General features: G+C 65.3%; 26 protein-coding genes and 2 tRNA genes. 17 read left to right on the forward strand and 11 right to left on the reverse strand.

Going from position 1 to position 26,662, the window contains the following annotated elements; translation table 11 throughout:
• Window positions 1-270: 270 nt before the first annotated feature.
• Entirely contained in the window at window positions 271-1,188 is a 918-nt protein-coding gene (locus tag QAZ22_RS00385; RefSeq protein ID WP_278204977.1) for a methyltransferase domain-containing protein, read from the reverse strand.
• A gap of 107 nt (window positions 1,189-1,295) precedes the next feature.
• Between QAZ22_RS00385 and QAZ22_RS00390 the strand changes: the two genes are divergently transcribed.
• Complete coding sequence (locus tag QAZ22_RS00390) at window positions 1,296-2,306, forward strand: ligase-associated DNA damage response exonuclease (RefSeq protein ID WP_278204978.1); 1,011 nt, start codon at window positions 1,296-1,298, stop codon at window positions 2,304-2,306.
• A 232-nt stretch (window positions 2,307-2,538) separates the two neighbouring features.
• Entirely contained in the window at window positions 2,539-4,140 is a 1,602-nt protein-coding gene (locus QAZ22_RS00395) for a cisplatin damage response ATP-dependent DNA ligase (protein ID WP_278204979.1), read from the forward strand.
• Between the two features lie 175 nt (window positions 4,141-4,315).
• Here QAZ22_RS00395 and QAZ22_RS00400 read toward each other — a convergent pair whose 3' ends face one another.
• Window positions 4,316-5,518, reverse strand: a complete 1,203-nt coding sequence (locus tag QAZ22_RS00400) for a hypothetical protein (protein WP_278204980.1) — start codon at window positions 5,516-5,518, stop codon at window positions 4,316-4,318.
• Window positions 5,519-5,865: 347 nt separating this feature from the next.
• Between QAZ22_RS00400 and QAZ22_RS00405 the strand changes: the two genes are divergently transcribed.
• The 3 genes from QAZ22_RS00405 to QAZ22_RS00415 all read left to right on the forward strand — a co-directional run bounded on the left by QAZ22_RS00405 (window position 5,866) and on the right by QAZ22_RS00415 (window position 6,913).
• A tRNA-Thr gene (locus tag QAZ22_RS00405) sits at window positions 5,866-5,941 on the forward strand.
• Window positions 5,916-6,620 (forward strand): hypothetical protein, encoded by a 705-nt coding sequence (locus QAZ22_RS00410; RefSeq protein ID WP_278204982.1) that lies wholly within the window; start codon window positions 5,916-5,918, stop codon window positions 6,618-6,620. Before QAZ22_RS00405 ends, QAZ22_RS00410 begins: the two co-directional genes overlap by 26 nt.
• Window positions 6,621-6,658: 38 nt before the next feature.
• Entirely contained in the window at window positions 6,659-6,913 is a 255-nt protein-coding gene (locus QAZ22_RS00415) for a hypothetical protein (RefSeq protein WP_278204983.1), read from the forward strand.
• 270 nt (window positions 6,914-7,183) lie between these two features.
• Here QAZ22_RS00415 and QAZ22_RS00420 read toward each other — a convergent pair whose 3' ends face one another.
• From QAZ22_RS00420 to QAZ22_RS00430, 3 genes are all read right to left on the reverse strand, one after another.
• Window positions 7,184-7,438 (reverse strand): hypothetical protein, encoded by a 255-nt coding sequence (locus QAZ22_RS00420; RefSeq protein WP_278204984.1) that lies wholly within the window; start codon window positions 7,436-7,438, stop codon window positions 7,184-7,186.
• Window positions 7,431-7,934 carry a type II toxin-antitoxin system HicB family antitoxin gene (locus tag QAZ22_RS00425; protein WP_278204985.1) on the reverse strand — a complete coding sequence of 168 codons (504 nt, stop codon included), beginning with the start codon at window positions 7,932-7,934 and terminating at the stop codon, window positions 7,431-7,433. The genes QAZ22_RS00420 and QAZ22_RS00425 overlap by 8 nt, the downstream gene beginning before the upstream one ends.
• Before the next feature lie 409 nt (window positions 7,935-8,343).
• Complete coding sequence (locus tag QAZ22_RS00430; protein ID WP_278204986.1) at window positions 8,344-8,706, reverse strand: hypothetical protein; 363 nt, start codon at window positions 8,704-8,706, stop codon at window positions 8,344-8,346.
• Between the two features lie 30 nt (window positions 8,707-8,736).
• On the opposite strand from QAZ22_RS00430, the gene QAZ22_RS00435 reads away from it, so the two are divergent.
• The 9 genes from QAZ22_RS00435 (at window position 8,737) to QAZ22_RS00475 (ending at window position 14,819) form a co-directional block, all read left to right on the forward strand.
• Window positions 8,737-8,816: transfer RNA gene (locus tag QAZ22_RS00435), tRNA-Thr, on the forward strand.
• 475 nt (window positions 8,817-9,291) lie between these two features.
• On the forward strand, window positions 9,292-9,480 hold the full coding sequence (locus QAZ22_RS00440) for a DUF2158 domain-containing protein (RefSeq protein WP_278204987.1): 189 nt from the start codon (window positions 9,292-9,294) through the stop codon (window positions 9,478-9,480).
• A 144-nt stretch (window positions 9,481-9,624) separates the two neighbouring features.
• On the forward strand, window positions 9,625-10,050 hold the full coding sequence (locus QAZ22_RS00445) for an acid-shock protein (RefSeq protein ID WP_278204988.1): 426 nt from the start codon (window positions 9,625-9,627) through the stop codon (window positions 10,048-10,050).
• 45 nt (window positions 10,051-10,095) lie between these two features.
• On the forward strand, window positions 10,096-10,638 hold the full coding sequence (locus tag QAZ22_RS00450) for an RNA polymerase sigma factor (RefSeq protein WP_278204989.1): 543 nt from the start codon (window positions 10,096-10,098) through the stop codon (window positions 10,636-10,638).
• A 65-nt stretch (window positions 10,639-10,703) separates the two neighbouring features.
• Window positions 10,704-11,153 (forward strand): hypothetical protein, encoded by a 450-nt coding sequence (locus tag QAZ22_RS00455; protein ID WP_278204990.1) that lies wholly within the window; start codon window positions 10,704-10,706, stop codon window positions 11,151-11,153.
• Entirely contained in the window at window positions 11,150-11,596 is a 447-nt protein-coding gene (locus QAZ22_RS00460) for a periplasmic heavy metal sensor (RefSeq protein WP_278204991.1), read from the forward strand. The genes QAZ22_RS00455 and QAZ22_RS00460 overlap by 4 nt, the downstream gene beginning before the upstream one ends.
• 107 nt (window positions 11,597-11,703) lie before the next feature.
• Window positions 11,704-11,988 (forward strand): hypothetical protein, encoded by a 285-nt coding sequence (locus tag QAZ22_RS00465; protein WP_278204992.1) that lies wholly within the window; start codon window positions 11,704-11,706, stop codon window positions 11,986-11,988.
• A 102-nt stretch (window positions 11,989-12,090) separates the two neighbouring features.
• Window positions 12,091-13,545 (forward strand): DUF1800 family protein, encoded by a 1,455-nt coding sequence (locus QAZ22_RS00470; protein ID WP_278204993.1) that lies wholly within the window; start codon window positions 12,091-12,093, stop codon window positions 13,543-13,545.
• A gap of 35 nt (window positions 13,546-13,580) precedes the next feature.
• Window positions 13,581-14,819, forward strand: coding sequence for a DUF1501 domain-containing protein (locus QAZ22_RS00475; protein ID WP_278204994.1), 1,239 nt, complete (start codon window positions 13,581-13,583; stop codon window positions 14,817-14,819).
• Window positions 14,820-15,175: 356 nt separating this feature from the next.
• Here the strand turns inward: QAZ22_RS00475 and QAZ22_RS00480 are convergent, their stop codons facing one another.
• Window positions 15,176-15,436, reverse strand: coding sequence for a hypothetical protein (locus QAZ22_RS00480; RefSeq protein WP_278204995.1), 261 nt, complete (start codon window positions 15,434-15,436; stop codon window positions 15,176-15,178).
• Between the two features lie 224 nt (window positions 15,437-15,660).
• On the opposite strand from QAZ22_RS00480, the gene QAZ22_RS00485 reads away from it, so the two are divergent.
• Window positions 15,661-16,107, forward strand: a complete 447-nt coding sequence (locus tag QAZ22_RS00485; protein ID WP_278204996.1) for a pyridoxamine 5'-phosphate oxidase family protein — start codon at window positions 15,661-15,663, stop codon at window positions 16,105-16,107.
• 120 nt (window positions 16,108-16,227) lie between these two features.
• Here the strand turns inward: QAZ22_RS00485 and QAZ22_RS00490 are convergent, their stop codons facing one another.
• The 5 genes from QAZ22_RS00490 to QAZ22_RS00510 form a co-directional block, all read right to left on the reverse strand.
• On the reverse strand, window positions 16,228-17,814 hold the full coding sequence (locus QAZ22_RS00490) for an indolepyruvate oxidoreductase subunit beta family protein (RefSeq protein ID WP_278204997.1): 1,587 nt from the start codon (window positions 17,812-17,814) through the stop codon (window positions 16,228-16,230).
• Window positions 17,807-19,960 carry an indolepyruvate ferredoxin oxidoreductase subunit alpha gene (locus QAZ22_RS00495; RefSeq protein WP_278204998.1) on the reverse strand — a complete coding sequence of 718 codons (2,154 nt, stop codon included), beginning with the start codon at window positions 19,958-19,960 and terminating at the stop codon, window positions 17,807-17,809. Before QAZ22_RS00495 ends, QAZ22_RS00490 begins: the two co-directional genes overlap by 8 nt.
• Before the next feature lie 61 nt (window positions 19,961-20,021).
• Window positions 20,022-20,504: a MarR family transcriptional regulator gene (locus QAZ22_RS00500; protein WP_040993909.1), complete on the reverse strand. Its 483-nt coding sequence runs from the start codon at window positions 20,502-20,504 to the stop codon at window positions 20,022-20,024.
• Window positions 20,504-22,075 carry an NAD(P)/FAD-dependent oxidoreductase gene (locus QAZ22_RS00505; protein ID WP_278204999.1) on the reverse strand — a complete coding sequence of 524 codons (1,572 nt, stop codon included), beginning with the start codon at window positions 22,073-22,075 and terminating at the stop codon, window positions 20,504-20,506. The genes QAZ22_RS00500 and QAZ22_RS00505 overlap by 1 nt, the downstream gene beginning before the upstream one ends.
• 304 nt (window positions 22,076-22,379) lie before the next feature.
• Entirely contained in the window at window positions 22,380-23,171 is a 792-nt protein-coding gene (locus tag QAZ22_RS00510) for a cyclase family protein (protein WP_278205000.1), read from the reverse strand.
• 117 nt (window positions 23,172-23,288) lie between these two features.
• Here QAZ22_RS00510 and QAZ22_RS00515 point away from each other — a divergent pair, with 117 nt between their 5' ends.
• Together QAZ22_RS00515 and QAZ22_RS00520 are read left to right on the forward strand one after the other, a co-directional pair.
• On the forward strand, window positions 23,289-24,863 hold the full coding sequence (locus QAZ22_RS00515) for an NAD(P)/FAD-dependent oxidoreductase (RefSeq protein ID WP_278205001.1): 1,575 nt from the start codon (window positions 23,289-23,291) through the stop codon (window positions 24,861-24,863).
• A gap of 87 nt (window positions 24,864-24,950) precedes the next feature.
• Window positions 24,951-26,480, forward strand: a complete 1,530-nt coding sequence (locus QAZ22_RS00520) for an ABC transporter substrate-binding protein (protein ID WP_278205002.1) — start codon at window positions 24,951-24,953, stop codon at window positions 26,478-26,480.
• Window positions 26,481-26,662 lie beyond the last annotated feature (182 nt).

Consider the following 26,662-nt stretch of genomic DNA (forward strand, 5'->3'; position numbering starts at 1 on the left):
CGGTATCACCCCGACACGCGATTCGGGCTTTTTCGCGGGCAGCGATTCGGGCTTTCTTCGTAGCACAGGATCAATACGAAGGTCGGCGGGACAGCACCCCCCTCTGTCCTGCCGGACATCTCCCCCGCAAGGGCCCGCAAGGGGGAGATTGGCAGCTGCGGCCTGCTGCGCTGGAGATTGGCGAAAGCGGCCGCGACATCCGATCTCCCCCTTGCGGAGATGGCTGGCAGGCCAGAGGGGGTGGGAAGGACCGCAGCGTTGACGATCCTTTTACACCGCGTGGCCTTTCCCAGCTACCACAGCCAACCCTTCTACCGGCTCGCTCCGATCCTGGCGGATGACGGCTGGATCGAGCGACAGGATGGAAAACCCGCTGGCGGCGAGAACGCACCGCACATAAGCCTCGGAATGCGCGTAGCGCCGCGACGGCAGCAGCGCGAAGTCGCCCCCATCCGCAAGCGTCTCGACCGAGAACGCGAACAGGCCGCCATCGGCCAATGCGCCGGCAATCGCGCCGACGATGCGGTCGAGCGCGCCGACATAGATGAAGACGTCGGCCGCGACCACGAGATCGACTTTCGCGCCGTCATAGGAAAAATGCTGAAGGTCGGCCTTGGTCAGAAGATCGTAGATGCCCTTGGTCCTCGCCTTCCGCAACATGCTGGCCGAGATGTCGTAGCCTTCGAGCCGATCGACCATCGGACGCAGCCTTTCGCCCATCAGGCCGGTGCCGCAGCCGAGGTCGAGGGCCAGGTGAAAACGGCCCGGCCTTGCCGCGCTAATGGCCCGGTCGAGAAAGTCCGGCATCCGGTAGCCGAGTTTTCCGACCAGCGATTCCTCGAACCTGTCGGCATAGTGATCGAACAGGGTTTCGACGAAAGCGCTGGGCGGAGCCGCTGCCGCCGGCGCATGGCCGATCAACTGCAGCTTGAGAGAGGCGCCCAGCCGGTCCGTGGGATCGAGCTTCAGCGCCATCGTCCAGGCCTGGGCGGCTTGGCCGAGAAGACCCGCAGCCTCCTGCATTTCGCCGAGACGAAACCATCCCGCCGGCCATTGCGGCGCCAGTTCCAGCGCGCCGAGCAAAAGCTCCGCCGCCTGCGCGGGCTCGCCGGAAGCCAGCAGCATCTCGGCGAAGTCGGCGCGACGGTCGGCGTTCAGATCGCCGGACGAGGCCTGAAGCGGTTTCATGGTTGAGGGATCCAACCGGCAAAGCGGACCGGCGGCCGGCTGTAGGACGAGTCAGCAGCCTCTTGCAACAGGCTTCCCGCGGAGAATTTAGCCATTATCTTCAAGCCATGCGCGCCAGCGACCTGCTCAAGCCACGACCGGAAGGGCTCTACTGCCCGCCAGGCGATTTCTTCATCGATCCGGTGCGGCCGGTGGGCCGCGCGCTGATCACGCACGGCCATTCCGACCATGCGCGCTCCGGCCACCGCTCGGTGCTGGCGACGCAAGAGACGCTCGACATCATGGGGCTGCGCAATGGCGAGGATTTCGCCGGCACGACGCAGGCAGCGATCCTCGGCGAGACGATCGATATCAATGGCGTCTCCGTCACCTTCCATCCGGCCGGGCACGTGCTGGGCTCGGCGCAGATCTGCGTCGAGCACCAGGGCATGCGCATCGTCGCCTCCGGCGATTACAAGCGGCAGAAGGACGCCACCTGCCTGCCGTTCGAGCCGGTGCCGTGCGATGTCTTCATCACCGAGGCGACCTTCGGCCTGCCGGTGTTCCGCCATCCCCCGGACCATGAGGAGATCGCGCGCGTGCTGAAATCGGCGGCGCAGTTTCCCGAGCGCTCGCATCTGATCGGCGCCTATGCGCTCGGCAAGGCGCAGCGGGTGATGCGGCTTTTGCGCGACGCCGGCTACGACAGGCCGATCTATATCCATGGCGCGCTGGCCAAGCTCAGCGAATATTACCAGAGCCAGCACATCGATCTCGGCGAGATCGAGCCGGCAACGGTCGAGAGTGGCGGCAAGGCCGATTTCACCGGCGCCATCGTCGTCGGCCCGCCGGCGGCATTCGCCGACCGATGGGCGCGGCGCTTCCCCGACCCGATCTCCTGCTTCGCTTCAGGCTGGATGCGCATCCGTCAGCGCGCCAAGCAAGGCGGCGTCGAGCTGCCGCTGATCATTTCCGACCATGCCGACTGGAACGAGCTCATCGCCACGATCAAGGAAACGGGCGCCGAGGAGATCTGGGTGACGCACGGCCGCGAGGAAGCGCTGGTGCGCTGGTGCGAGCTGGAGGGAATCGCGGCAAGGCCGCTGCATCTGGTGGGGTACGAGGACGAGGGCGATTGATGCAACACGGTTCGGCAATCGTCACCGCCGAGTTCTACGACACCCCCCTCTGTCCTGCCGGACATCTCCCCCTCAAGGGGGGAGATTGGCAGCTTGAACGCCGGCCCCTCTCTACCGGCGCCGAAGATTGGCGAAAGCCGACGCGACGTCCAATCTCCCCCCTTGAGGGGGAGATGTCCGGCAGGACAGAGAGGGGGGCCTCGCGCCGGCCTTCGCCATTGGCGTGTCGCGCATGAACCGCTTCGCCGAGCTCCTCGACCGTCTCGTCCTGACGCCGTCGCGCAACGGCAAGCTGACGCTGCTCACCGATTACTTCCGCGGCGTTGAGGACCCCGACCGCGGGCTGGCGCTGGCGGCGATCACCGGGGACCTCTCGATCGCGGCGGTGAAGCCGGCGATGCTGCGCGCGCTGGTGGTCGAGCGCATGGATCCGGTGCTGTTCGGCTATTCCTACGACTATGTCGGCGATCTCGCCGAGACGGTGTCGCTGGTCTGGCCGCAGCCGGCCGGCCATCTCCCGAACCACGCGCCGACATTGGCCGAAGTGGTCGGCAAGCTGCAGGCGGCGAGCCGCTCCGACGGGCCGCAGGTGCTGGCGCGGCTGCTCGACAGCGCCGGCATCTCGGCGCGCTTCGCCATCATCAAGCTGGTGACCGGCGGCCTGCGCATCGGCGTGTCGGCGCGGCTCGCCAAGCAGGCGCTGGCCGATCTCGGCCAAGTCGATATCGTCGAGATCGAGGAGCTCTGGCACGGGCTGACGCCGCCCTACACCGAGCTTTTCGCGTGGCTGGAAGGACGGGCGGAAAAACCGAGGAGCGCGGCGCTCGCATTGTTCCGCCCGGTGATGCTCTCCAATGCGGTCGACGACGGAGATCTCGAAAAGCTCAACCACGCCGACTATGCGGCGGAGTGGAAGTGGGACGGCATCCGCGTCCAGGCGGTGTGCGAGGGCGGCATCCGACGGCTCTATTCGCGCACCGGCGACGATGTCTCCAGCGCCTTTCCCGACCTTGCCGCGGCGATGGATTTCGAGGCGGCGCTCGACGGCGAGCTCTTGGTCGGCGATCCGCGCGAGGCGACCGGAACCTTTTCCGACCTGCAGCAGCGGCTGAACCGCAAGAGCGTGTCGCCGAAAATCCAGCAGCAATATCCGGCCTTCATGCGCTGCTACGACGCGCTGCAGATCGACGGCGAGGATTTGCGCGGCCTCGCCTTCGCCGAGCGCCGAACCCGCCTCGAAGCCTTCGTCGGGACGCTCGACCCCAGCCGCTTCGACCTCTCGCCGCTGGTCGAGTTTCCGGATTGGGCGGCACTCGAGCGGCTGCGCCAAGCGCCGCCGCATCCGATCATCGAAGGGGTGATGCTGAAGCGCTGGGATTCGCCCTATCTCGCCGGCCGGCCGAAAGGTCCGTGGTTCAAGTGGAAGCGTGACCCGCACACGGTCGACGCGGTGCTGATGTATGCGCAGCGCGGCCACGGCAAGCGCTCGAGCTTCTATTCCGACTACACTTTCGGCGTCTGGGCCGGACCGGAAGGCGCGGAAGAGCTGGTGCCGGTCGGCAAGGCCTATTTCGGCTTCACCGACGAGGAACTGCGGCAGATCGACAAATATGTCCGCGACAACACGGTCGAGCGTTTCGGCCCGGTGCGCTCGGTGCGGGCCGACCGCAAGAACGGGCTGGTGCTGGAAGTGGCGTTCGAAGGCCTCAACCGCTCGACGCGGCACAAGTCGGGCGTCGCCATGCGGTTTCCCCGCATCTCTCGGCTGCGCTGGGACAAGCCGGCCGCCGAGGCCGACCGCATCGAGACGCTGCAGGCGCTGCTCGACCGCTAGCAAAATCCAACGCCGGTGCTTCACCCCACCCGGCGCTTCGCGCCGACCTCCCCATCAAGGGGAGGTAGGGGTTGGCGCTGACCCTCTACCTCCCCTTGATGGGGAGGTCGCGCCGAAGGCGCGGGTGGGGTGAAGCACTGGCGGCGGCAAGCTTGCCGCGCGCCGAAAGACCAATCTATTCCGCGATCGAAACGCGGATCTCGTAGATGTCGACGGACTTGCCCTGCTTGTCGAAGTCGGAATTGACCGCGATGGTACCTGCGGCCCCCGGCTGCTTGTTCGGGAACTGGACGTCGAACAGGTACTCGTTGCGTTCGTGGCCGACCGCGTAGCGCTTGCGGCCGCAATCGCCGAACTCGCCGAAATTGCAGTCGACCGAGATCTGCGTCTCCTTGCCTTCTTCCGAGCGGGCGATGATGTCGAACATCGCGTGCTTGCCGGCGAGCTTTTCCAGCACGCCCTGGCCGACGTCGAAGGCGATCGCCGAGCCGGACGCGCCGGAGCGGATGCGCAGGAACTGGCCGGTGTCGTCCTTCATCACGTCGGCGGCGGCATCCGATGGCGTGCTGACATGGGTCGGATCGCTGGGCGAGAAGACGTTGACCCAGTTCTTCGACTGATCCGCCTCGCCCGACTTTTGCGGCGAGCCGGGTTCGGTGGGTTGCGAAGACTCCTCCCCTTCCAGCGTCGGCTCCGGCTCCGGCGGACCGGTGTTGAGCTCGGCCGCAGTCTTGAAGACGCCGGTCTGCTGGGCGAAGTAGAGACCGATGCCGGCGGCCGCGATAAGCGTCGCCGCGACGAAGATGGCGGTGAGCGGCAGGCGCCGTCCGCGGATCCGCCGTTCGTCGCGATCCGGCGCCACTTCGGCCCCGTTGCCGACCGACGCTCCGGGAGAATCATCGAGGGTCGGCGCGTCGGGAAGCGTTTCGTCCGGCATGATGTCGGGCACGCGCGGCAGCACGCGCGAGCGCGGCGCGTCCGACGCGTCGGGCTGCACCGGACCATCGATGATGATCGACGGCGACGGCACCGCCTGGTCGGAACCCCGCGGCACATCCACCGACGGCGCGGAAGACCGGCTCGGCGTATCGACCGCGGGCGCCGGCGCGGCGTTGCCGGCGGACGTGCCGCTGTCCAGCGGAAGCGTCACATCCGGAACGGCCTGAACGGCCGGCAGGAATTCGGATTCGATCTCGGCGATCTTGGCCTGCACCGCCTTGCGGCGGTTGATGGCGGCCTCCACCGTCACATTCGGATTGGCCTGCAGGACGCGGTCCAGCGCGGCGAAGGCCGAGCGATAGACCTTCTCGCGAAACACCCGGTCCTCGGCATTGCCTTTCTCGAAGGCGTTGCGGATCGCTTTCTCGATGGCGTCCAAGCGAGCTCCCTCTGCGCGTTCGCTCACAGTTCATCGATCGTTAGCCGCAGGCGACCAATCAATCAACGGGCGAGCGGCTGCCTAGCCGACGCATCCAGTGCCCATTTCGGCGTTTTTGTTTGAAGAATCAACATTTTTTGTCGCCGTTGCCGGATCAGCCGGGGTGAACGAAATGCCAGCCCGCCGGTTTCCGCCAAGCCGCGCTGGCGCGAGCCTGACGCCGTCATGCGGCAGCAGCCGACGGGAATTGGCGCGCACGGGCGCAGGATTTCGCCGCCAGCCATCTTGAATTAGCTGACGGTTGAGTCTATCAACCGGCGCATCTTGGAAGCCCAGCGGCTTCCCGGGCCGCTTTAGCTCAGTTGGTAGAGCACATCATTCGTAATGATGGGGTCGCGTGTTCGAGTCACGCAAGCGGCACCAGTTTTCCAAAGGTTTCAGGGTCTACGCTTCAGCAAACCCCTTCACCGCCACCCTTTCAAGACACATTCCGGGACACAAACCGATGGCGAAGCGTCGGGAGCAGGACGTCAACTACCAGTTCGCAATGGACGCGAACCCTCATAGCTGGCTGCTCGCTGCCGATAGCCTACACCTTCAGGCGATCGCGCTTGCCAGCAAGGACCCAAAGGGCTTGCTCATCCAGCGCGATGGGCAAGGCCGGGTAATCGGTCAGTGGGACGAATCTAACAAAGCCCGGTTTTTGCTCGGAGGATTTGCGCTTGAGAACGCGATCAAGGCATTCCTGGTCTATGAGCATCCACATTGGATCTCGAACGGTAGGCTCGCAAAGAACCTTCGATCGCACTCGCTGACAGGGCTCCATGCGCAGTCGACTCTCATCCCATACAAGACGCGGCACCGAGGTGCGTTGGCGGCGTTCGAGCAAGGGCTGGAGTCCTGGGCCCGATATCCATGCGCGCTCTCGGTCGAGGAATCCGAGCCAGAGCCGGCGATGACGGCGGCAATCTGGACCGGCTACATCTTTCTGATGCGCGCATATGGGCGCCGCCTGCAACAGCTCCTCTCTGGAAAGCTCTGGGAAGGCCCCCACGGCTTCAAGGGTCGCTGGACTTTTAGCGGGGAATTCCTATCCGTCTAAGACGCTGGCTAAGCGAAAACATTCCACGTTGGAACAATTTGAACCGGGCGCTTGGAGCCCTTGATGATCTGGTCACAAAGCCGAAGCGCGAACTCGACACAGCGGCGGTTTGCCGCCGCTACAGGATCTCCGATACCACACTCGATCGACGACTCGACGATCGGTCGAGCAGGTTCCCGCAGCCGCATTGGCGCGGCCGGCGCCGGTTCTGGCTCGAGAGCGAACTGGACGCCTATGATGCAGCGCGTCGACTGGTGCTCGAGGCGCCGATGAAGCTTGAGCTGTTTTCCTGACAGCCTCGACGACCGTCGGACGCAGGTCGAGGCTGCGCGCCCTGCACCACAATGCCAAAGCAGCGATTTCGTCAGGTACCTGTCAGGAAAAAACTCAAGCGCCGCTCAAGCTCTCACTCGACGAGAAAGTATTCCATGCGGGAAGATTTTCAGGGCGAGCCGAGGCCAAATCCGTCTAAGGCCTGTCAAAAGTCGACCGGGCCTGAAACCTGAGGAATCGGCCAGCCCGCTGCTCCAGTCCCCTTTGACAGCCGCCGGGTGAAATCCGTGCTAGGCCGCACGGTTAACCTCTCCGGCGTCGATCACCAAAGCTTCTGGAGAGTCAGCTACCGCCTTCATCAGGCCAATGCCTGCGACCGCAACTGCAGCGCCTGGCACCACCTGAGAAGGAGTAGGCCCCATATTGGCCGCGGCCAGTCCGAAATTTAGCACCAACTGCCACTTACCTTCATGGAGGCCTGCTTGCTTAACCAGCGCCTCAAGGACTTCCTTATAGGTGAACTCGTACTGCTTGATGTCAGGCATCTGCAAAGCCCTTGGTTGGCATTTGAAGGTACGTCGCTCCGGAGGCGACTTTGAACGAACCCTGGTTGGACAAGAAATTCACAACGTTCGTAAAGTTCACCTCCAGCGACACCGTCGCGGCAGATTGTACCGGCAGGATTATTGGTCGAGCTCGGGAACCGACCTGTTCCGCGAGACACGTAACGATAAACTGATTGAGACTTACCCCATCGCGGTCTGCGTACAGCGCCGCCCGTTGATGGAGGCTCTTAGGCATGCGCAGCACCAACTTGCCACTATAGCCTGCAGCCTGCATCGGTTCGGGAATTTCTTGGCCTTGGGAAAGCGCCGCACCAATCCAGTCTACGGCCACTTCTTCTAGATTTTCCAACGCTTCCGCCGCCGTATCGCCCATAGCGATGCAGCCTGGAAATTCAACAATCTCGGCGGAAAAACCGCCCTCGGGATCGGGGATTACCATCCGCCCATAAGGCTTCTTAAGAATCTCCGTTACCATTGCACTCACCGTCACCTTGCGCCCCCGTTGCCCTTTCCTGTGCGTCTAAGAGATCTTCCCAAGCTGCGGCATCGGCTTCGAGGTGATCCAGAATGACCTTCTGGGCCTGGTATCCAACTTTCGCTCCACCCCCGTGCCGCGAAATTGGGAAGGGCCGATGCCCTTGAAAAGGAGACAGCCACATCACGTGATTGCTGCCTGAGTAGGTAGTGCGGCCCGCCAACGAAGCGAGTCCTTCGAGATCCCCGCTGTCCAGCAACGATCGTCTCGCGTTCGCGATCTCCTTCCATAGCTTGGCAAGCTTTTTCCTATTCATAGTACTACAGGCGGTATCACAATGGAAACGAAAAGTGGAGTCCCCCCAGAAAGAGATTCACATGGTTTCCAATTCCGCAATTTTGCGCACGGCCTATGTCGGGCGCTTTTTGCTCGCGTTCTTCCGAGCTTGCAGGGCGGCGAGAGCGCGTTTGTAGGCCTTGCTTGGCTTCGCTGGCGCCGTCGGATCATCCCTCTCCCGTGAGGATTTCCGCCAGAGGAAGAGCTCGTCGAGCTGCTTGGGCGAGATGAGCACCCTTTTGTCGACGTGGTAGCAAAGACCGGCTTTGAGAACCTTTTCGCGCAGCCATCTGGGGGACATGCGCAGGCCGCGCGCCGCGAAGCGCGCGGACCAATATTCTGGCGGTTGAGCAGCCATAATGACTTCTGGCTGCAGCGCGGCCGCGGCGACGCGCGCGGCGGCCTCTGGCCCGAGTCCCTCGAGCAAGAGAGCCACGCACGCCTCAGCCGTCCTGACCGCCTTTTCGGCAGCAGTGGTAGAGCACTCCCCTAGTACGGGAGTGCTCATGCGCTGGGGGCTTTCGAAGAACGCCAGCGCCGCCGCCAGGAGGCTTCTGACGATCGGTTCGCCATGGTTCTCCTCCAGCACCTCCCGGGCGAGGCGCAGCGCCGCCGTGGCGCCCTCGTGCGACGACGCCGGCGCGGTCCAAGCGACCAGGATGGCGTCCGGGTCGCTGCAGAGGCGCCGGAAGGCCTCAGCCTCGTCCTCCTGTCATTGGGACACAGATCGGGACACGTCGTCGCGCGATAGGTGCCAGTTGCCGCTGATATTATCGTTGTCTACCAAACTGCTGTAAAGGCGGCTGAAATCGCGGCGTCGGCCGCCACCTTCGATAGTCTGCGATTGCCCACAGGAAGGCCCGCCACAGAATTCGTAATGATGGGGTCGCGTGTTCGAGTCACGCAAGCGGCACCAGTTTTCCCTGTATTTCCAGCCCTGTACCATTTTGTCGACGCATCTCGGCCATTGTCGGGAACCGCTGTTGGTGGGAAACTCCCGATGTCAGCATGGGAGGTCAAAATGCCCAATGGTTTCAAGACTGGAGACGTCGTCAGGCTGAAATCCGGAGGCCCGGACATGACAGTGAGCGATGGCGCTGCCTCGGGCACTTTTCTTTGCCACTGGTTCAACCGCGAGGGCGACGTCTGGACCCCGCAGCATGCCGGCTTCAAGTCGGACCAGCTGGTGGTGGTCGACGAACGGAAATAGGTTTTCGGCCCCCGACGGGCTGCTTTCCGGCGCTGCCGGACCCGCCGGTTTCGTTTGGCGGAACGACCGACGGATTTTCCCTGTCAGCGCGTTCAACGGTTGAAGCGCGGCCGCCAATGGCCGCGCGCAACCGGAGACGAGAGCATGATCCGCCGTATTTTCCTAGTCGTTGTCCTTGGCCTGCAGGCCGCCGCCGCGGCCGCCCAGACAACGACGCCTGCCCCCGCCCAACCTGCGCCAAGCGCCCCAACTTCCGCCTCCGCCAAGCCCGGCACCACGCTGGAGAAGTTCGAGGCGCGCCGGGAAAAGGCGTTCATGGCTGCCGACACCGACGGCGACGGCAAGGTCAGCCTCGCCGAGTGGACGGCGTTCCAGGAAAAGCGCAAGGCCAAGGGCGATCCGGCCAAAGCCTTCGCGCGCATGGATACCAACAAGGACGGCTTCGTCGACAAGTCCGAGCTCGATGCCTTCCTCGCCAAACGCTTCGCCAGGCTCGACAAGAACGGCGACGGCGTGCTCGTCGCCGACGAGCGGCCGGGCCACAAAACCGCTCCCAATCAGGAGCAATGACCGAGAGGTCATGCAGCACAATGATCATCGGGAGCGCCCAGCTTGATGGGCGCCGATCCGGACGAGGAACTGGTACGGCGCATCGGTGCCGGCGACCAAGCCGCCGTGCAGGCGATGGTGGCGCGCAAGCTGCCGCGCGTGCTTTCGCTTGCCACCCGCATGCTCGGCGATGCGGCCGAGGCCGAGGACGTCGCCCAGGAGACCTTCGTGCGCATCTGGCGCCATGCCTCGGGCTGGCACCGGGGGCGCGCGCGTTTCGACACCTGGATTCACCGGGTGGCGCTCAACCTCTGTTACGACCGGCTGCGGCGACGCCGCGAATGGACGACGGACGAACTGCCGGAGGTGGCCGATGAGGCGCCGCTGCCCGATGCCCTTCCCGGAGACGAAGGCCGGCGCGTCCAGCAGGCCTTGCAGCGCATCGCGCCGCGCCAGCGCGAGGCGATCGTGCTGGTCTATTATCAGGAGATGTCCAATATCGAGGCCGCCGGCGCCATGCAGGTCAGCGTCGATGCGCTGGAAAGCCTGCTCGCGCGCGGCCGGCGTTCGCTGCAGGCCATGCTCGTCGGAGATGATGGCGATGACTGAGCACCTTGCAGTGGTTGGGACTGCGACTCGGGGGGCCACGTCAATACCGTGGAAGGGGAAACGAGATGGCTGAGAACCGGAAGAGCGGCGACCGGCAGATGGATGCCCGGCGCTTCGCCGCGCTGGCGGGCGCCTATGGCAGCGCCTTGCATCGCTGGCCGCGGGCCGAGCAGGCTGCCGCCATGCTGTTTGCCGAGAGCGAGGAGGGCCGCGCCATCCTCGAGCGCGCCGGCAGGCTCGACGCCATACTCGACCGGCATCGCACTGAAGCCCCTAGCCATTGGTTGCATGCTGCGATTGTTGCCAAGGCGGCTACCGAGGTCAGGCAGGGACGGCATCGCCGGTTCTGGTGGCTGGGCTTCGGGCTGGCCGGCGTCGGCCTCGCCGGCGCCGTGGCCGGGCTGGCGCTGGTCACCGTCGTCGCTCCGGACGCCCCGTCAGACCATTATGCGATGGATGCCAACGCAACGTCGTTCGGCGATGCCGGTCCCGACGCCGACACGGAGGACCTATGAACACTCGTCTTTTCGTGGCATCGCTGGTGCTTAACGTCTTTCTGATCGGTGCTGTCGCCAGCGGTGCAGGCTGGCTGATCGGCCGTTCGGGAGTGGGTTATTCGCTGGAATCGGCCGGCGGGCAGCTTCCCGCCAACGACCGCAAGGCGTTCCGCCAGGCATTGCGCGAGGTGCGCCGCGAGTCGAGGCAAATCATCCTCGACGGGCAGCAGGCACGACGCGAGGCGGCAAACCTCTTGCAACAGCCGACGCTCGACACCAACGCGCTGGCCGCCGCCCTGGAGCGGGCGCGCAACGCCGACGCCACCATCCGCAGCCGGCTCGAACAGCGTATCGTCGAATTCGCCGCGTCGAGCTCGCCGGAGGACCGCAAGCTGCTGGCCGACGCCTTGCTGCGGCATGTCGGCAGGCAGCGGCCGATCCCGGCAAAAAATACACCCTGACCAGCGACGGAAACCGCCGCCGCCTCCGTTCAAGGGAAAGAGGGACAGGCCTGCCCGCGAGAACGCGGGCAGGTTCTCTTCAACCTCGAGAACTTCGGGAGTATCCCATGAACGGTCTGACGAAATATTCGCTCGCTGCCGCGCTCGCCGTCGGCGGGACGGTTGCCGCAAGCGCCGCTTCGGCGACGCCGATCGCGCCGGTTGCGGCCCCGGCAATCGTCGAGCATGTCGCCTGGGGCTGCGGCCCCGGCTGGCACCCCAACCGGTGGGGACACTGCGTGCCCAATCGCCGCGTGATCTATCCGGGCTATTACTATTGGGGCGGACCGCGCGTCTATATCGGCCCGGCCTGGCATCCGTATCACCGCTGGCACCACTGGCGCCGCTGGTAGGCCGCTGCCAGCCTCATGATGCCAGTGCCGACATCATGAGGCGCTTCGACAATTAGGACATGCGGCCGGCGCGACCTGCGTCGGCCCGCGACGGAGGCTGCGTTGGCCCTATCCGCTTCAAGTCCCGCTCCGCCCGATCCGGCGCTTGTCGCGCTCAATCGCTTCGGGCTCGGCGCGAGACCCGACGACGATCTCGGCAAGATCGCGGCCGACCCGCGCGGCTATCTCAAGGCGGAGCTCAAGCAGCAGGACATCGCGCTCATCCCGGCCGACGCTTCGAAGAATGCCGGACTGTTGGACAGCACCGCCGCGATCCAGGCCAGCATGGCCGCCGCCGCGGAACGCAAGGCGGCGCGGGTTGCGAAAGCGGCGCCCGCCATGCAGCCTGCGACCGACACTGCGGACAACCCGACCGACGCAAAGGAGAAGCCGGTCGCGCCGCCGGTCGAGGCCGATATCTACAGGGATGAAGCCCAAGCCCGTTTCGACAGGGCGCTCGGTGCCGCACCCGGCTTCGTCGAACGGCTGGTCGGTTTCTGGTCGAACCATTTCTGCGTCTCGGTCGCCAAAGGCCAGATCGTGCGGGCCTGCGCCGGCGCTTTCGAGCGCGAGGCGATCCGGCCCTTCGTGCTCGGCCGCTTCGCCGACATGCTGCTGGCGGTCGAGCATCACCCGGCGATGCTGTTCTATCTCGACAACCAGCAGTCGATCGGGCCGGATTCCCGCGCCGGCAAAAGGCGCGGCCGCGGCCTCAACGAGAACCTCGCCCGCGAGATCCTGGAACTGCATACGCTCGGCGTCGGCAGCGGCTATTCCCAAGCCGACGTCACCAGTTTCGCCGGCATGCTGACCGGCTGGACGATCGCGGGACGGAAGGGGCGGCTCGGCGAACCCGGCACTTTCGTCTTCAACGCCAATGCGCATCAGCCTGGCGAGGCGGTGCTGCTCGGCAAGACCTATCCGGCCGGCGGCATGGGCCAGGCGGAGGCGGCGCTGAACGACATCGCCCGCCAGCCGGCGACCGCGCGGCACATCGCCACCAAGCTCGCGCGCCACTTCCTCGCCGACGATCCTTCCCCTCAGTCGGTCGCGCATCTCGCCGAAGTCTTCACCAAGACGGACGGCGACCTGCGCGCGCTGGCGCTCGCCCTGGTCGATCTGCCCGAAGCCTGGTCGATGCCGCTGACAAAACTGCGCTCGCCGTTCGACTATGTCGTGGCGGTCCGGCGTGCCATCGGCGCAAGCGCCGGCAACGAGCCGCAACGCACGCTTCGCTGGCTAAGGGCGCTGGGCGAGCCGCTCTGGCAGCCGCCCGGGCCGAACGGCTTTTCCGACCGGACGGACAACTGGGCTTCGGCCGAGGGCCTGAAGACGCGCCTCGACATCGCGTGGCAAGCCGCGCGACAGGCCGACAACGTCGGCAATCCCGACGCCATGCTTTCCACCCTGATCGGCGCCTCAGCTTCGGCCGAGACGCGAGAAGCGGTCGCGCGCGCCGAATCCAAGCAGCAGGGCCTGGCGCTGCTGCTGATCGCGCCCGAATTCCAAAGAAGATGATTTCAGCGCCGGTGAACAACAATGGAGAAGCGGCTATGAGCCTTCTATGTGAAACGCCGAATCCATCCCGCCGCGCCGTGCTGATGACCGGCGGCGCGCTGTTTGCCTGGGCCTATCTGCCGCGCTTCGCGCGCGCCGCCGACAATCGCGATCCGCGCCTGATCGTCATCGTGCTGCGCGGCGCGCTGGACGGCCTGTCGACGGTGGGCCCGGTCGGCGATCCCGACTATGCCGGCCTGCATGGCGACATCGCGCTCTCGCTCTCAGGCGCCAATCCGGCGCTGCCGCTGGACGGTTTTTTCGCGCTCAATCCGGCGATGCCTGTGTTCGCGCGGCTGTTCAAGGCGGGCCAGGCGGCGGTAGTGCATGCGGCTGCGACCGGCTATCGCGACCGCTCGCATTTCGACGGCCAGGACGTGCTGGAAAGCGGCCTGCCCGGTCCCGGCGACGCCACCACCGGCTGGCTCAACCGGGCGCTGGCCAACCTGCCGGCAGGCGATAGGATAGCGAAAGCCGGCGGGCTGGCGGTCGGGCCGTCGACGCCGCTGGTGATCCGAGGCTCCGCGCCCGTGCTCGGCTGGGCGCCGCAGGCGCTGCCGACGCCGGGCGACGCGCTGGCCGAGCGTGTGCTCGACCTCTATAACCACCGCGATCCGATGCTGGCGGCCGCGTTGCAGAAAGGCCTCGACGCCGACCGACTGGCGCTCGGCGACCAACTCGACGGCAAGGCGATGAAACCCAGAGGCGGTCTCGACAACGCCGCCGGCATGCGGCAGTCGGCGCAGGGCGCGGCGAAGCTGATGGCGAGCGACGACGGGCCGCGCATCGCAGCGCTCGCCTTCGACGGCTGGGACACGCATGTCAACGAAGGCGGTGCGACCGGGCGGCTCGCCAATCTGCTCGGCGGCCTCGACGGCGCCTTCGAGGAATTCGAGAAAGGGCTTGGCTCCAGCTGGAAGGACACGGCGGTCGTCGCCATCACCGAATTCGGCCGCACCGCCCGCATCAACGGCACCGTCGGCACCGATCACGGCACCGGCACGGTGGTGCTTCTTGCTGGCGGCGCGATCAAGGGCGGTCGCGTCATCGCCGACTGGCCCGGCCTGAAGCCGGCTCAGCTTTACGAAGGCCGCGACCTGGCGCCGACCAGCGACGTGCGCGCGGTGCTGAAGGGCGTTTTGGCCGACCAGTTTGGGCTGTCGACGGCGGTGCTCGGCGACAGGGTATTTCCGGACTCGGCGACGGTGAAGCCGATGCGGGATTTGGTGGTGTGAGTTCTGAGTATGCCCGTCAGCGATGAGCTTCGGCGCCCGTCAGTTCGTCATCCACGGGCGAAGCGGGAGCGAAGCGGACGCGGAGACCCGAGGATCCATTCCGTTACCTTAATCGAAGGGGCGCAGCGGAGCAGAATTCTGCATCGGGGCAACGCCTCAACGTCACGGAATGGATCCTCGGGTCTGCGCCGCGTCGCTTCGCTCCTTGCTTCGCCCGTGGATGACGAGGCTGAGGGGCTTCGGCCAATCACGATTGCTGGCGCGAAGGTCCGCCGAATGAACCCCTGCATGGGGGAACTCAGCAAAAAACGCCCGCGCCGTTTCCGGAGCGGGCGTCTGTCCCCAAAAAGCGATCATCAGCTCCAATAGCCGGGATGCCAACGGCCGTAATACCAGAAGCCGGGGTGCCAATGGCGCACGGGCCGGATGACCACGCGGCGGTTCGGCACACACCTGCCCCAGCGATTCACGTGCCAGCCGGGACCGCAGCGCCAGCCGACGGTTTCGACCAGCAGCGGCGCGGCGCCGGGCTTGGCCATCGGCATGGCCTGCGCGCCGGCGGCGGACAGCAAAGTGCCGACCGCCAAAGCGAGCGGTAGAAAATACTTGGTGAGCATAAAGTTCGTCTCCGTGATTCACCCCCATCACGGTTGAACGGGGCGCACGGCCGAATTCCGTCGGAGCGGGGCCGATCACGTCTTTGTTAAAGCGGGCAACCCGGTGGAGCGGCTTAGCGAGGCCCCAGCACGGTCCGATCAGGCTGCGCCCGCGGAGGATTTGATTCACGTCAACACGAGCAGCGGCCAAGAGGCGAAAATATGAGAAACAGGAAATCGTACCGATGATGGTCCGCACGCTCTCTACCTTGGAATGCACGAAGTTGCTGATAGCCAATCGCGTCGGCCATCTGGCATGCGCGAAGGATGGGCAACCTTACCTCGTGTGCTTCAACTACGCCTATGCCGACAATCACCTCTATGCATTCTCCCTGCCGGGCAAGAAGATCGACTGGATGCGGGCCAATCCTCTGGTGTGCGCCCAGGTCGACGAACACACCCAGGGGCGTGGCTGGAGAAGCGTGATTGTCGACGGCCGCTATGAGGAATTGCCGGACAAAATCGGCCACCGGGTCCAGCGCGACCATGCATGGGCGGTGCTGAGCAAGCACACGGACTGGTGGGAGCCTGGCGCACTCAAGCCTGTCATGCCTCCCGTCTCGGACAGCTTGCCGCACATCTTTTTCCGAATCCATGTCGAGCAGGTCTCGGGACGGGAAGCAAGTGAATAGGCTAGAGCAATTCCAGGAAAAGTGTGAGCGGTTTTCCGCCCGGAATTGCGTAAAAACAAAGAGTTAGAGCGGTTCGGCGTTTCCGTGAAACGGTGAACCGCTCTAGCGACTTTCGGATGCTTATGAAGCCGGGCTGTCGGCAAGCGTCGCCACGGTCTTCAGCGCGCCGTCGAGCATCTCACCCTTCTCGTCCTTCAGCGCCGCCTCGCGCAGGCGGCGGATCCAGTCGGCGGCGTCCTCGCGGCCCTCGAGCATGGGAAGCGCAGAGAGCACGCGGTCGAATTTCGACTGGGCCCGCGCATGGGTGTCGCTGTAGCCCTTGATCAGGCGGCGGCAGTTCAGGATTTCGGTGGCGAGCGCATAGTTTTCGCGCGCATGGGCGAGCGCGAGGTCGTACCAGCGTTCCAGATGCTCGACTTCGACCTTGTGGCGCAGCAGGCGGCGGCGCCAGCGGCGCAGGCCGCCGATGAGCCAGAGCATGACGAAGCCGGCAAGACTGTCGGTGCGGATATGGCGACCGCGATTGATGCGGCGGTCGAGGAAGGCAGCGAGCTTGGGGCGGTCCTCGATATAGCTGCCGAGCCCCACGGGAAGCGTGCCGCAGAATTCCTCGATGCGCGGATGGAAATATTCGGTGACCTGCAGGACCGAACCTTCCTTCACGCCGACCTCGTTGCGCACGCGGCGGTCGCGGGTCGAGCGCGTCTTCAAATCGGCGACGCGGATCATGTCGTCATAGCACATGGCATTGGCCAGATGTTTCGCCGCCGCAATCGACAGCGCATAGCCGCGCTCCGCTTTGTCCAGCGTGACGGCCTTGTCCAGCCGGTCGAGATATTCGCCGCCATAGGCGATGTCCTGGAAGTCGACGACCTTTCTCAGGCCGCGCCCGGCCATGTCGCGCACCGGCGCCGGCAGCGCCGCGACGCGGGCAGCAAGCTCCTGCCACCCTTTCAGCAAGGTTTCGGGACCACTGACCCTGGCCGTTGACTTGGCTTCACCAGCGGCTGGTGTTGCCGCTGCCTTGTCCCCGTCCGGCGCGGCCGCGATGCCGCGCGCGCGGTCATAGGCGGCGGCGAAGGCGGCAAGGCTCGCCTTGACGCCGCGGCCGCCGGCGCCGATCGCCTCTTCGTAGCTGGCGCGGGCAAACGGCAGCGCGTCGGAGCCAGCCAGGGCGCCGAGCAGGCTGGCCGAGATCATGGTGCCGTTCTCGGCGGCGATCTTTTCCATGTCGAAGGCGATGAAACGTTTCGCCGCGGTTTGCGCCGTTGCGTGCACCTTCTCCGACGAGGCGCGGCCATCGCCCGGCTCGATCTTTTCCGAGACGGCGGCGATGCGATGCGAGGAGGCGATCAGCGTCGTCCGCTCGGGCGTGACGAAGCCGCGGATGATCGCGCGGCCGGCTTCCATCAGCTCGGCGGCGATCAATATGTCGACGTCGCCCTGCGAGGGCGACAGCGCGAAGACCGGCAGCCGGCCGGTGTCGCGGGCCATTTCGATGTAATAGATCGTTGCTCCGGTGCGCTGGGCGACGCCGGCCACCGATGTCGACTGCGCGATGTAGCCGCTGCGCTCCGCGACGTCGGTGATCCAGTCGGCGAGCACGCCTCCTCCCTGGCCGCCGACCGCGAGCACGGCGAGTTTTATCACCCGCTCGTCATCAGGGGCGCCCGTCTTCGGGCGCAAGGGTGAAGCCTGCTCAAGCATCGGCGAACATCAGGCGGCGGCTCTCGCGGCGGCGCTGCAAAAGGCCGATCGCGGCGCGGCGCGCGCTTTCCAGGAAACGATCCCAGCGGTTGGGATTGTGCACGATATCGGCGCGGTAGAAGGACGGGCAGAGCACGGCGGCATCCGCCACCTCGCCGCAGTTGCCGCAGCCGACGCAGTTCTGGTCGATCGAAGCGACAGGATCGTCGCGCAGCGGATCGTCGAGCGTCTTCACCGACAGCGACGGACAGCCTGAGAGCCGCATGCAGGCGTGGTCGCCGGTGCAGACGTCCTCGTCGACGCCAAATCTCGGCTTGACTACCCTTGTCCCCCCCTTGATCGCCTTGTCGACCAGCGGCTTCTCGCGGCGCTGGCGGTTGAGCATGCATTCGGAGGAGGCGACGATGACCTTCGGTCCCTTCTCCTCGGTGGTCAGCGCCTCGCGCAGCGCGGCGCGCATCTTGCCGACATCATAGGTGCGATCGATGTGGCGTAGCCATTTGACGCCCATGCCTTTCACCGCTTCGGTAATCGGATGTTTCGTCGACTTCGTCCGGTTCGAGGCGCGCGAGGACAGGACGTCCTGGCCGCCGGTGGCGGCGGAGTAAAAATTGTCGACGATGACGATGACGCCGTCATTCTTGTTGAAGACCGCGTTGCCGATCGAGGACGTCAGCCCGTTGTGCCAGAAGCCGCCGTCGCCGACGAAAGAGATCGAGCGGCGTTTTGCTTCCGGCGAATTGAAGGCGGAAGCCGAGGCCGGCCCCAACCCGTAGCCCATGGTGGTGGCGCCGAGCTCGAAGGGGGGCATGATCGAGAACAGATGGCAGCCTATGTCGGACGCGATGTGATGCTTGCCGAGCTCCTGCTCGACCAGTTTTGTCGCGGCAAAGATCGGCCGCTCTGGGCAGCCGACGCAGAAGCCCGGCGGACGGCCAGGGACGACATTGATGAGATCGGCGGTATCGACGCCCTCGCCCAGCTTGTTCGGCGCGCGAACCTCGCCCGGCAGCAGATGCGGGGCATAGGCGCGCAGAAAAGAGCCGATGCCGTCGAGCATCACCTGTCCGGTATATTCGCCGGCCATCGGCAGATGCTCCTTGCCGACGAGCTTGGTGCCGCGGCCGGCCTTGTGCAGCATCGCCGCGAAAGCCTGCTCGATATAGTTGGGCTGGCCTTCCTCGACCACCAGCACCGCCTGCTTGCCCTCGCAGAAGGCGAGGAACTCGTCATCGATGAGCGGATAGACGGCGTTCAAGACATAAAGCGGCACGTCGGTGTCGCCATAGGTATCGGCAAGGCCGAGCCGCTGCAGCGCGCGGACGACGGAATTGTACATGCCGCCCTGCATGACGATGCCGACCGAGCCGTGGTCCGATCCGAAGATCTCGTTGATCTTGCACTCGCGAATGAAATCGACCGCCGCCGGCCAGCGTTTCGCGACCTTCTCCTTCTCGTGCAGGAACGAAGCTGGCGGCAGCACGATGCGGCCGGTGTCGCGGCGCGGCGCGGCAAGCGCATCGGCCACCGACATTGGCGGGCGCCTGTTGTCCTTGGCGATGAAGTGGCCGTGGACGTGGCAGCAGCGTATGCGCACCTGCAGCATGACCGGCGTGTTCGACGCCTCCGACAGCTCGAAGCCGTCCTCGACCGCCTTGACGATGGAAGGCAGGTTCGGGCGCGGATCGAGCAGCCAGACCTGGCTCTTCATGGCAAACGCATGGCTGCGCTCCTGCATGATCGAGGAGCCCTCGCCATAGTCCTCGCCGACGATGATCAGCGCGCCGCCGGTGACGCCGCCGGATGCCAAGTTGGCAAGCGCGTCGGAAGCGACGTTGGTGCCGACCGTCGACTTGAAGGTGGCCGCACCCCGGATCGGGTAATGCACGGAGGCGGCGAGCATGGCGGTGGCGGTCGCCTCCGAGGCGCTCGCCTCGAAATGCACGCCGAGCTCGCCGAGAATGTCCTGCGCGTCGGCGAGCACGTCCATCAGATGGCTGATCGGCGCGCCCTGGTAGCCGCCGACATAGCCGACGCCGCATTGCAGCAGCGCCTTGGTGATGGCGAGGATGCCTTCGCCGGCGAATTCCTGGCCGGCCCCTAACCTCAGCTTTTCGACTTCCTTGGCAAAAGACCGTTCGGCCATCTCTGCCTCCTTCCGTTGCCGCCTGCCCGTTGCCATTTGGCGGGCGGCGCGTATGTCAAACTCAGATGTCGTGCTTGCGGATGTTCTTCAGCATCTTCTGCAGAATCGCGATCAGCGCGGCATATTCGGCATCGTCGACACCGTCGAACATGGCCTCGAAGGCGTCGTGCATGGCCGGCCAGGCGCGGGTGAACAGCGCGCGGCCGTCATCGGTCAGGAACACATGGCGGAAGCGGCTGTCGGTGACGCCCTGCTCGCGCCGCACGAGGCCCTGGCCTTCCAGCGTGTCGAGCGTTCGGCTCAAGGTCGACTGCTCGATCACCGTATAGACCGAGAGGTCGTTGACGGTGACGCCGTCGGTCACCGAGAGCACGGCCAATGTGCGCACCTGCGGAATGGTCAGGCCCTGCTTACGGAAATCCTCGCGCAAAGTGGCGTTGTAGCGGCCCATGATGCGGTTCATCAGATAGGGCGCGAATTGCTGCAGGCCGATCTGGCCGAGAGTCGAGATGCGCTGACGCTTTTCGGGAAGCTTCTGTTCCATCAGAGCCTCTCCGCCAAGAGAAAGCCGGAGCCGCCGCCGAGGCCGGCGCCCGGATGGGTCGAGGCGCCGATATGGTAGAGGCCTCGGATGCCGGTCTCATGGTTGCGGCTTGCCTTGAACGGCCGCCACAGGAAGGACTGATCGATAGTCGACGAGCCGCCGTAAGGATCGCCGCCGACAAGGTTGATGTTCATCGCCTCCAGATCGGCCGGCGAATAGGCGCGGCGCGCGATCACACTTTCGTTGAAGCCATCGATGTGGCTGGCAAGGATCGCCTCGACCCTGTCGGCATAGGCTTCGCACAATGCGTCGCTCCATCGCCCGTCGGCCGGCGTTTCCAACCGGCCCGCCGCATCGCCCTTGATAACGCGCGGTGCCTCCGGCAGTTGCAGCCACAGGATCGCCTTGCCTTCCGGGCAGCGCGAGGGGTCGAGCGCGTGCGGCTGGCCGACGCAGATGGTCGGCACCTCCGGCAGCAGGCCGCGCACCGCTTCGTTGCAGGCTTTCGAAACGCCGTCGAGTCCCGGCGTCAGATGCAGCAGCGCCACCTTGTCGAGGCCTTCGCCGCGCCAGGCCGGCGGCTTGTCGAGCGCATAGTGAATTTGGAAATTGCCCTTGCCGTAGCGGTACTTCAGCGTCGCCTCAGTGGCCGCCGCAGGGGCGTCCCTGCCAAGCAGGCGGCTGTAGAGCTGTGTCGGCGTGACCGAGCAGATGACGCCCTTTGCCGCCGTCAGCGTCTCGCTGGAAGCAAGCCGCACGCCGCTGGCACGGCCGCCGCTCTGGACGATCGAGACGACATCGGCATTGACGCGGATTTCGCCGCCGCGCTCCTTGATCAGCGCCTCGAAGGCGGCGAGCAGGTTCTTCGCGCCACCCCTGACGATCGGCGCGCCGGCCGCCTCCAGCGCGAAAGCTATGACCTTGGCGATCTGGCCGGAAAAAGCGTCTTCCGGCCCGAGCCCGGCATGCAGCACCCAGGGCGCCCAGAGCGCGCGGACGGTTTCCGACTTGTAAGCGGTCTCCAGCCAGCCGCGCGCCGGCACCAGCGCCTCGCCCATGAAGGCGGCAAGCTCGCGCGGACCGCGCCGCCAGGCCTCGCCGGCCAAGAGCTTGGTCGTCGGATAAGACCAGAGCGCGCCCCCGAGCAGGCCGAACAGCAGCCCGGCATTGCGCTCGATATCGCCGACATCGCCGCCATGGCGGTCGCCGTCGCCGGAGGCAATTGCGTTCAGCGCCGCGATGTTGGCGGCGCGGTCGGTGGTGAGCACGGCATGGCTGCCGTCGGGCCTGAGCACGCCGGTGGGCGTCGCGGTGTGGCAGAACTCCAGCCCGTGCCGCGCGAGGTCCTTGCCAAGTGCTGCATAGGCCGGCGAGGTGATGAACAGCACGAAGGTCGTCGCCATCACGTCATGGACGAAGCCCGGCGCCGTGATCTCCTCGGTGCGCATGCAACCGCCGGTGCGGTCGTTGCGCTCGAGCACGAGCACCTTGGCGCCCTTGGCACCGAGCATCGCCGCGCAGACCAGGGCGTTGATGCCGCTGCCGACGATGATGTGATCGGCGGCGGTCATTGGATGCTCCCTAGTGACGGGAGGCCAATCGGGCTAAGCCGCGTTCCTTCGCGCCCCCCTCTGTCCTGCCGGACATCTCCCCCTCTTGGGGGGAGATCGGATGTCGCGACGACCTTCGCCAATCGCCCGCGTCGCGAAAATGAGCGGGGCGCTGGGACAGCTAATCTCCCCCCTTGTGGGGGAGATGTCCGGCAGGACAGAGGGGGGCGCCGTAGAGCGCTGACGCTCCAAGACGGCCACCTCGACCTCCTCATCACTCCATCGCCCGCAAGCATGATCTTCTCCCGAAGACCGCCGCCTCGCCCTATTTGCCCGGCACCAGCGCCAGCGCGCGGACCGGGCTGCCGGTGCCGTGCTCGATCTTGAGCGGAGCGGCGATCAGGATCGCGCCTTTCGGCGGAAGCTGGTCGAGATTGCAGAGGCTGGCCAGCCCGTAGCGGTTGGCCTTGTGCATCAGCGTGTGCGCCGGGAACGGCGGCTCCATGCCGCCGGCCTTGCCGGCATCGGTGCCGATCGTCTCCGAGCCCCAGCCCTTGATGTCCTTGCTGATCAGGAACTGGATGGCTTCGGCCGTCGGTCCCGGCGTGTGCGGGCCGGTCTCGTTGGCGTTGAGGAACTCGGCTTCCGAACCGTTGCGCTTGTACCAGTCGGTTCGCATCACCACCCATTCGCCGGGGTTGATGGCGCCGTGCTTGGCTTCCCAGGCCTCGATGTGGTCGACGGTGAGCAGGAAGTCGTGGTCGGCGGCTGCTTCCTTCGAGCAGTCGATGACGTTGACCGGGCCGACGAAATTCTGCGCCGGAATGGTGTCGGTGGCGCCGTCCGGATAGTCCTTGCCGGTGATCCAGTGCTGCGGCGCGTCGAAATGCGTGCCCGAATGCTCGCCAAGCTTCAGCCAGTTCCAGGCCCACCACGGCCCGTTCTTGTCATATTTGGAGATCGAGTGGATCTCGACCTTCGGCGTGTCGACGGCGAGTTCCGGCGGCAGCTTGATCAGCGGCGTGTCCGGTCCGAGCGGCGCCGACAGGTCGACCACCTTGATGGCGCCCGAAAGCAGCTGGCCGGCGACCTCGCCGAGGAGTTTTTGCGTGTCCATGGTTCTGTTCCCTCTTGTTCGTGACCTTCAAGGCTCGTTGCGGCCCTTAATATCCTACTAGACGAAAACATATGCATCTGCAATTATCTTTAAGCATAAAGCATTTTGGGGAGGGGCGTGAGCGAGTTCGACGCCATCTTTGTCGGGGCGGGCCACAACAGTCTGGCCTGCGCGGCGCATCTGTCGCTCAAAGGCTGGAAAACAGCGGTTTTCGAGCGCAGCCAGGCGATTGGCGGCGCCGTTCGGACCGCCGAATACACGCTTCCCGGTTTCCGTCACGATTTCGGCGCGATGAATCTGAGCCTGTTCGCCGGCTCGGCCTTCCACCGGAAATATGCAAATGAATTGAAAAGCCATGGGCTGGAATTCGCGCCCGTCGCCGATTGTTTCGCCAGCGCTTTCCCGGACGGGAAATGGTTCGGCGTCAGCAACGATCTCGAAAAGACCGTCTCGCGGCTCGCCGCCCTCTCCACCGCCGATGCCGCCAGCTGGCGCAGGCTGGTCGGCGCTTTTCCAGGCGAAGCGGAGCACCTCTTCCGCCTGCTGGGTTCGCCGATGAGCACGCGGGCCCTGGCCGGCACGGCTTGGCACCTGTGGCGCAAGAAGGGTTTTGCCGGCGCGCTCGACACGGGCCGGCTGCTTCTCGCCTCGCCGCGCGCGTGGCTGGAGGAAAATTTCGAGACGCCGCATGTCAGGACAACGCTCGCCGCCTGGGGCATGCATCTCGACTTCGCTCCGGATATCGCCGGCGGCGCCGTGTTCCCGTACCTGGAATCGATGGCCAACCAGAGTTTCGGCATGGTGCTCGGCAAGGGCGGCGCCGACACCATCATCCGCGCGCTCGCCGGCATGGTCAAAACGGCCGGTGGCAAGATCACGCCCGGCGCGGAAGTATCGGAGATAATGGTTGCCGGTGGCCGGGCGACCGGTGTGCGTCTGGCTTCCGGCGAAACCCATGTCGCGAGCAAGGCCGTCGTTGCCGGCGTCGCGCCAGGAGCGCTTCCGGGCAAGCTTCTGCCCAATAGCTCCGGCGACGCCATCTTCGATACGGCGATGAAAAACTTCCGCCATGCGCCGGGCACGATGATGATCCATCTGGCGCTGGACGACCTGCCGCACTGGAGCGCCGGCGCCGAGCTTCGCCGGTTCGCCTATGTGCATCTGGCGCCCTCGCTCGATGCGATGTCGCGCGTCTACCAGCAAGCAATCGCCGGCATGCTGCCCGACCAGCCCGTGCTCGTCGTCGGCCAGCCGACGGCCGTCGATCCGTCGCGGGCACCGTCAGGCAAGCATGTGCTGTGGGTGCAGGTGCGCATGCTGCCGGCTGAGATCCTTGGTGACGCGGCCGGCGAGATCGCGCCCGGTTCCTGGGACGCGGTCAAGGATGCCTATGCCGAGCGCGTGCTCGACATCATCGAGAGCTATGCGCCTGGTTTGAGGCAGAGGATCCTTGGCCGCGCCGTCTTCTCGCCGATCGATCTCGAGCGCGAGAACCCGAACCTCGTCGGCGGCGACCAGATTTGCGGCAGCCACCATCTGGCGCAGAATTTTCTCTTCCGTCCGGCGCGCGGCTTCGCGCGCTGGAACACGCCGGTCTCGAACCTCTACCTCACCGGCGCCGCGACCTGGCCCGGCGCCGGCACGGGTGCGGGCTCCGGCTACATGCTCGCCCAACAGCTCGGAGGAAACTAGCAGACGGGATTCCAGGATGGACAAGGCGCGGAAAACACCGCGCGGACAATGACAGTCAAAGATGGACAACCAACAAGGGGAACGACCATGACCATCAACAGACGCGATTTGCTTGGATACGGCGCGGCGGCGATCGGCGCCGCCACGCTTGGCCTGCCGAGGGCAGCGAAGGCGGCGGACGAGCTCACGATCGCTTACAACGTCAACCTACCCTCTTGGGACCCGACGACCGGACCTTCGGCGGTGAACCCGACCATCCAGGGGCTCTACCAGTCGGTGTTCGACCAGTTCATTCCGCAAAAGCCGGACCTCTCCTTCACGCCCGGCCTGCTCACCGAGTGGGGCTGGAACGACGACCGGAGCAAGGTGATGATGACGGTGCGCGAGGGTGTGAAGTGGCATGACGGCTCGCCCTTCACACCGGAAGACGTCGTGTGGTCGCTGCGGCGCGCGGGCGACGAGAAGACCGGCAATCCGATCCAGTTCGTCTGGAAGAACGTCAACAACTTCAAGATCGACGGCAACAAGATCACCGGCGACGTGGTGCAGTTCGACCCGGTCTATTTCAAATGGATGTCGTTCCTGACCGGCTACATCATGCCGAAGGCCTATTACGAGAAGGTCGGCGCCGAGGGCTTCGAGAAGGCGCCGATCGGCACCGGGCCCTATATGGTCGACAAGTTCGAGCGCAACGCCTTCCTGCGGCTCAAGGCCAATCCGAATTACTGGGGCAACAAGCCGGCCTTCGAGAATGTGACGATCAAGTTCGTCACCGACGCGGCGAGCCGGGTCGCGGAGGTCGAGTCCGGTTCCTCGCAGGTTACGCTCGAAATTCCTTACGAGGAATATGACCGGCTGATCGCCAAGGACGGGCTCGCCGGCTCGATCAAGAACGTCTCCGATATCGGCATGATCTTCTTCAACGACATCGAGGCGATGCTGGACAAGAACGTCCGCCAGGCGGCGGTGATGGCGGTGGACAAGGAGCTCTTGGTCAAGCGGCTGCTGCGCGGCTACGGCCAGCCGATCGCGACGCTGGAGACGCCGGAATACACGGCCTTCGATCCATCGATCAAGGTCGAGCACAATCCGGAAAAGGCCAAGGAGCTGCTCGCCGCTTCCGGCTATTCGCCGAAGAAGCCGGTGAAGTTCACGATACAGACGACCAAGGGCTTCAAGCCCAAGGACTACGAGATGATCCAGGCGATCGTCGGCATGTGGCGCAAGGTAGGCATCGAGGCCAAGATCGAGGTCTACGAGATCGCCAAGCATTACGAGTTGCGCGCCGCCGACAAGCTGGCGCCGGCCGCGTTCTACAATTGGGGCAACGCCATCGGCGATCCGACCACGTCGACCGGTTTCGCGATGTATGGCCCGAGCCCGCATTCGGTGTGGGACAGCCAGGACCTGATCGACAAGATCAACCCGCTTTGGGGGGAGAAGGACGAGGCCAAGCGTATCGCCGGCTGGAAGGCCGTCGACAAATACATCGCCGAGCAGGCCTATGTGCTGCCGCTGATGCAATATGCGCAGCCGATCGTGCATTCCAAGAAAGTCAATGTCGTGCAGCATGTCTCAGGCGCGCTGCTGCCGGCGCTGATGACCCCGGCTGCCTGATCGAGATGAGGAGGCGCGGTAGCGTGTCTCCTTCAACGACGCAGCCCCCTCATCCGGCCCTTCGGGGCACCTTCTCCCCGAGGGGAGAAGAGGTCGCCGACGGCTGAGCCAGCCTCTACTCCCCACCGGGGAGAAGGTGGCCGCGAAGCGGCCGGATGAGGGGGAGTTCGTTAGAGTGATTA

This window comes from Mesorhizobium sp. WSM4906 (assembly GCF_029674625.1).
In the GTDB taxonomy this organism is placed as follows: domain Bacteria; phylum Pseudomonadota; class Alphaproteobacteria; order Rhizobiales; family Rhizobiaceae; genus Mesorhizobium.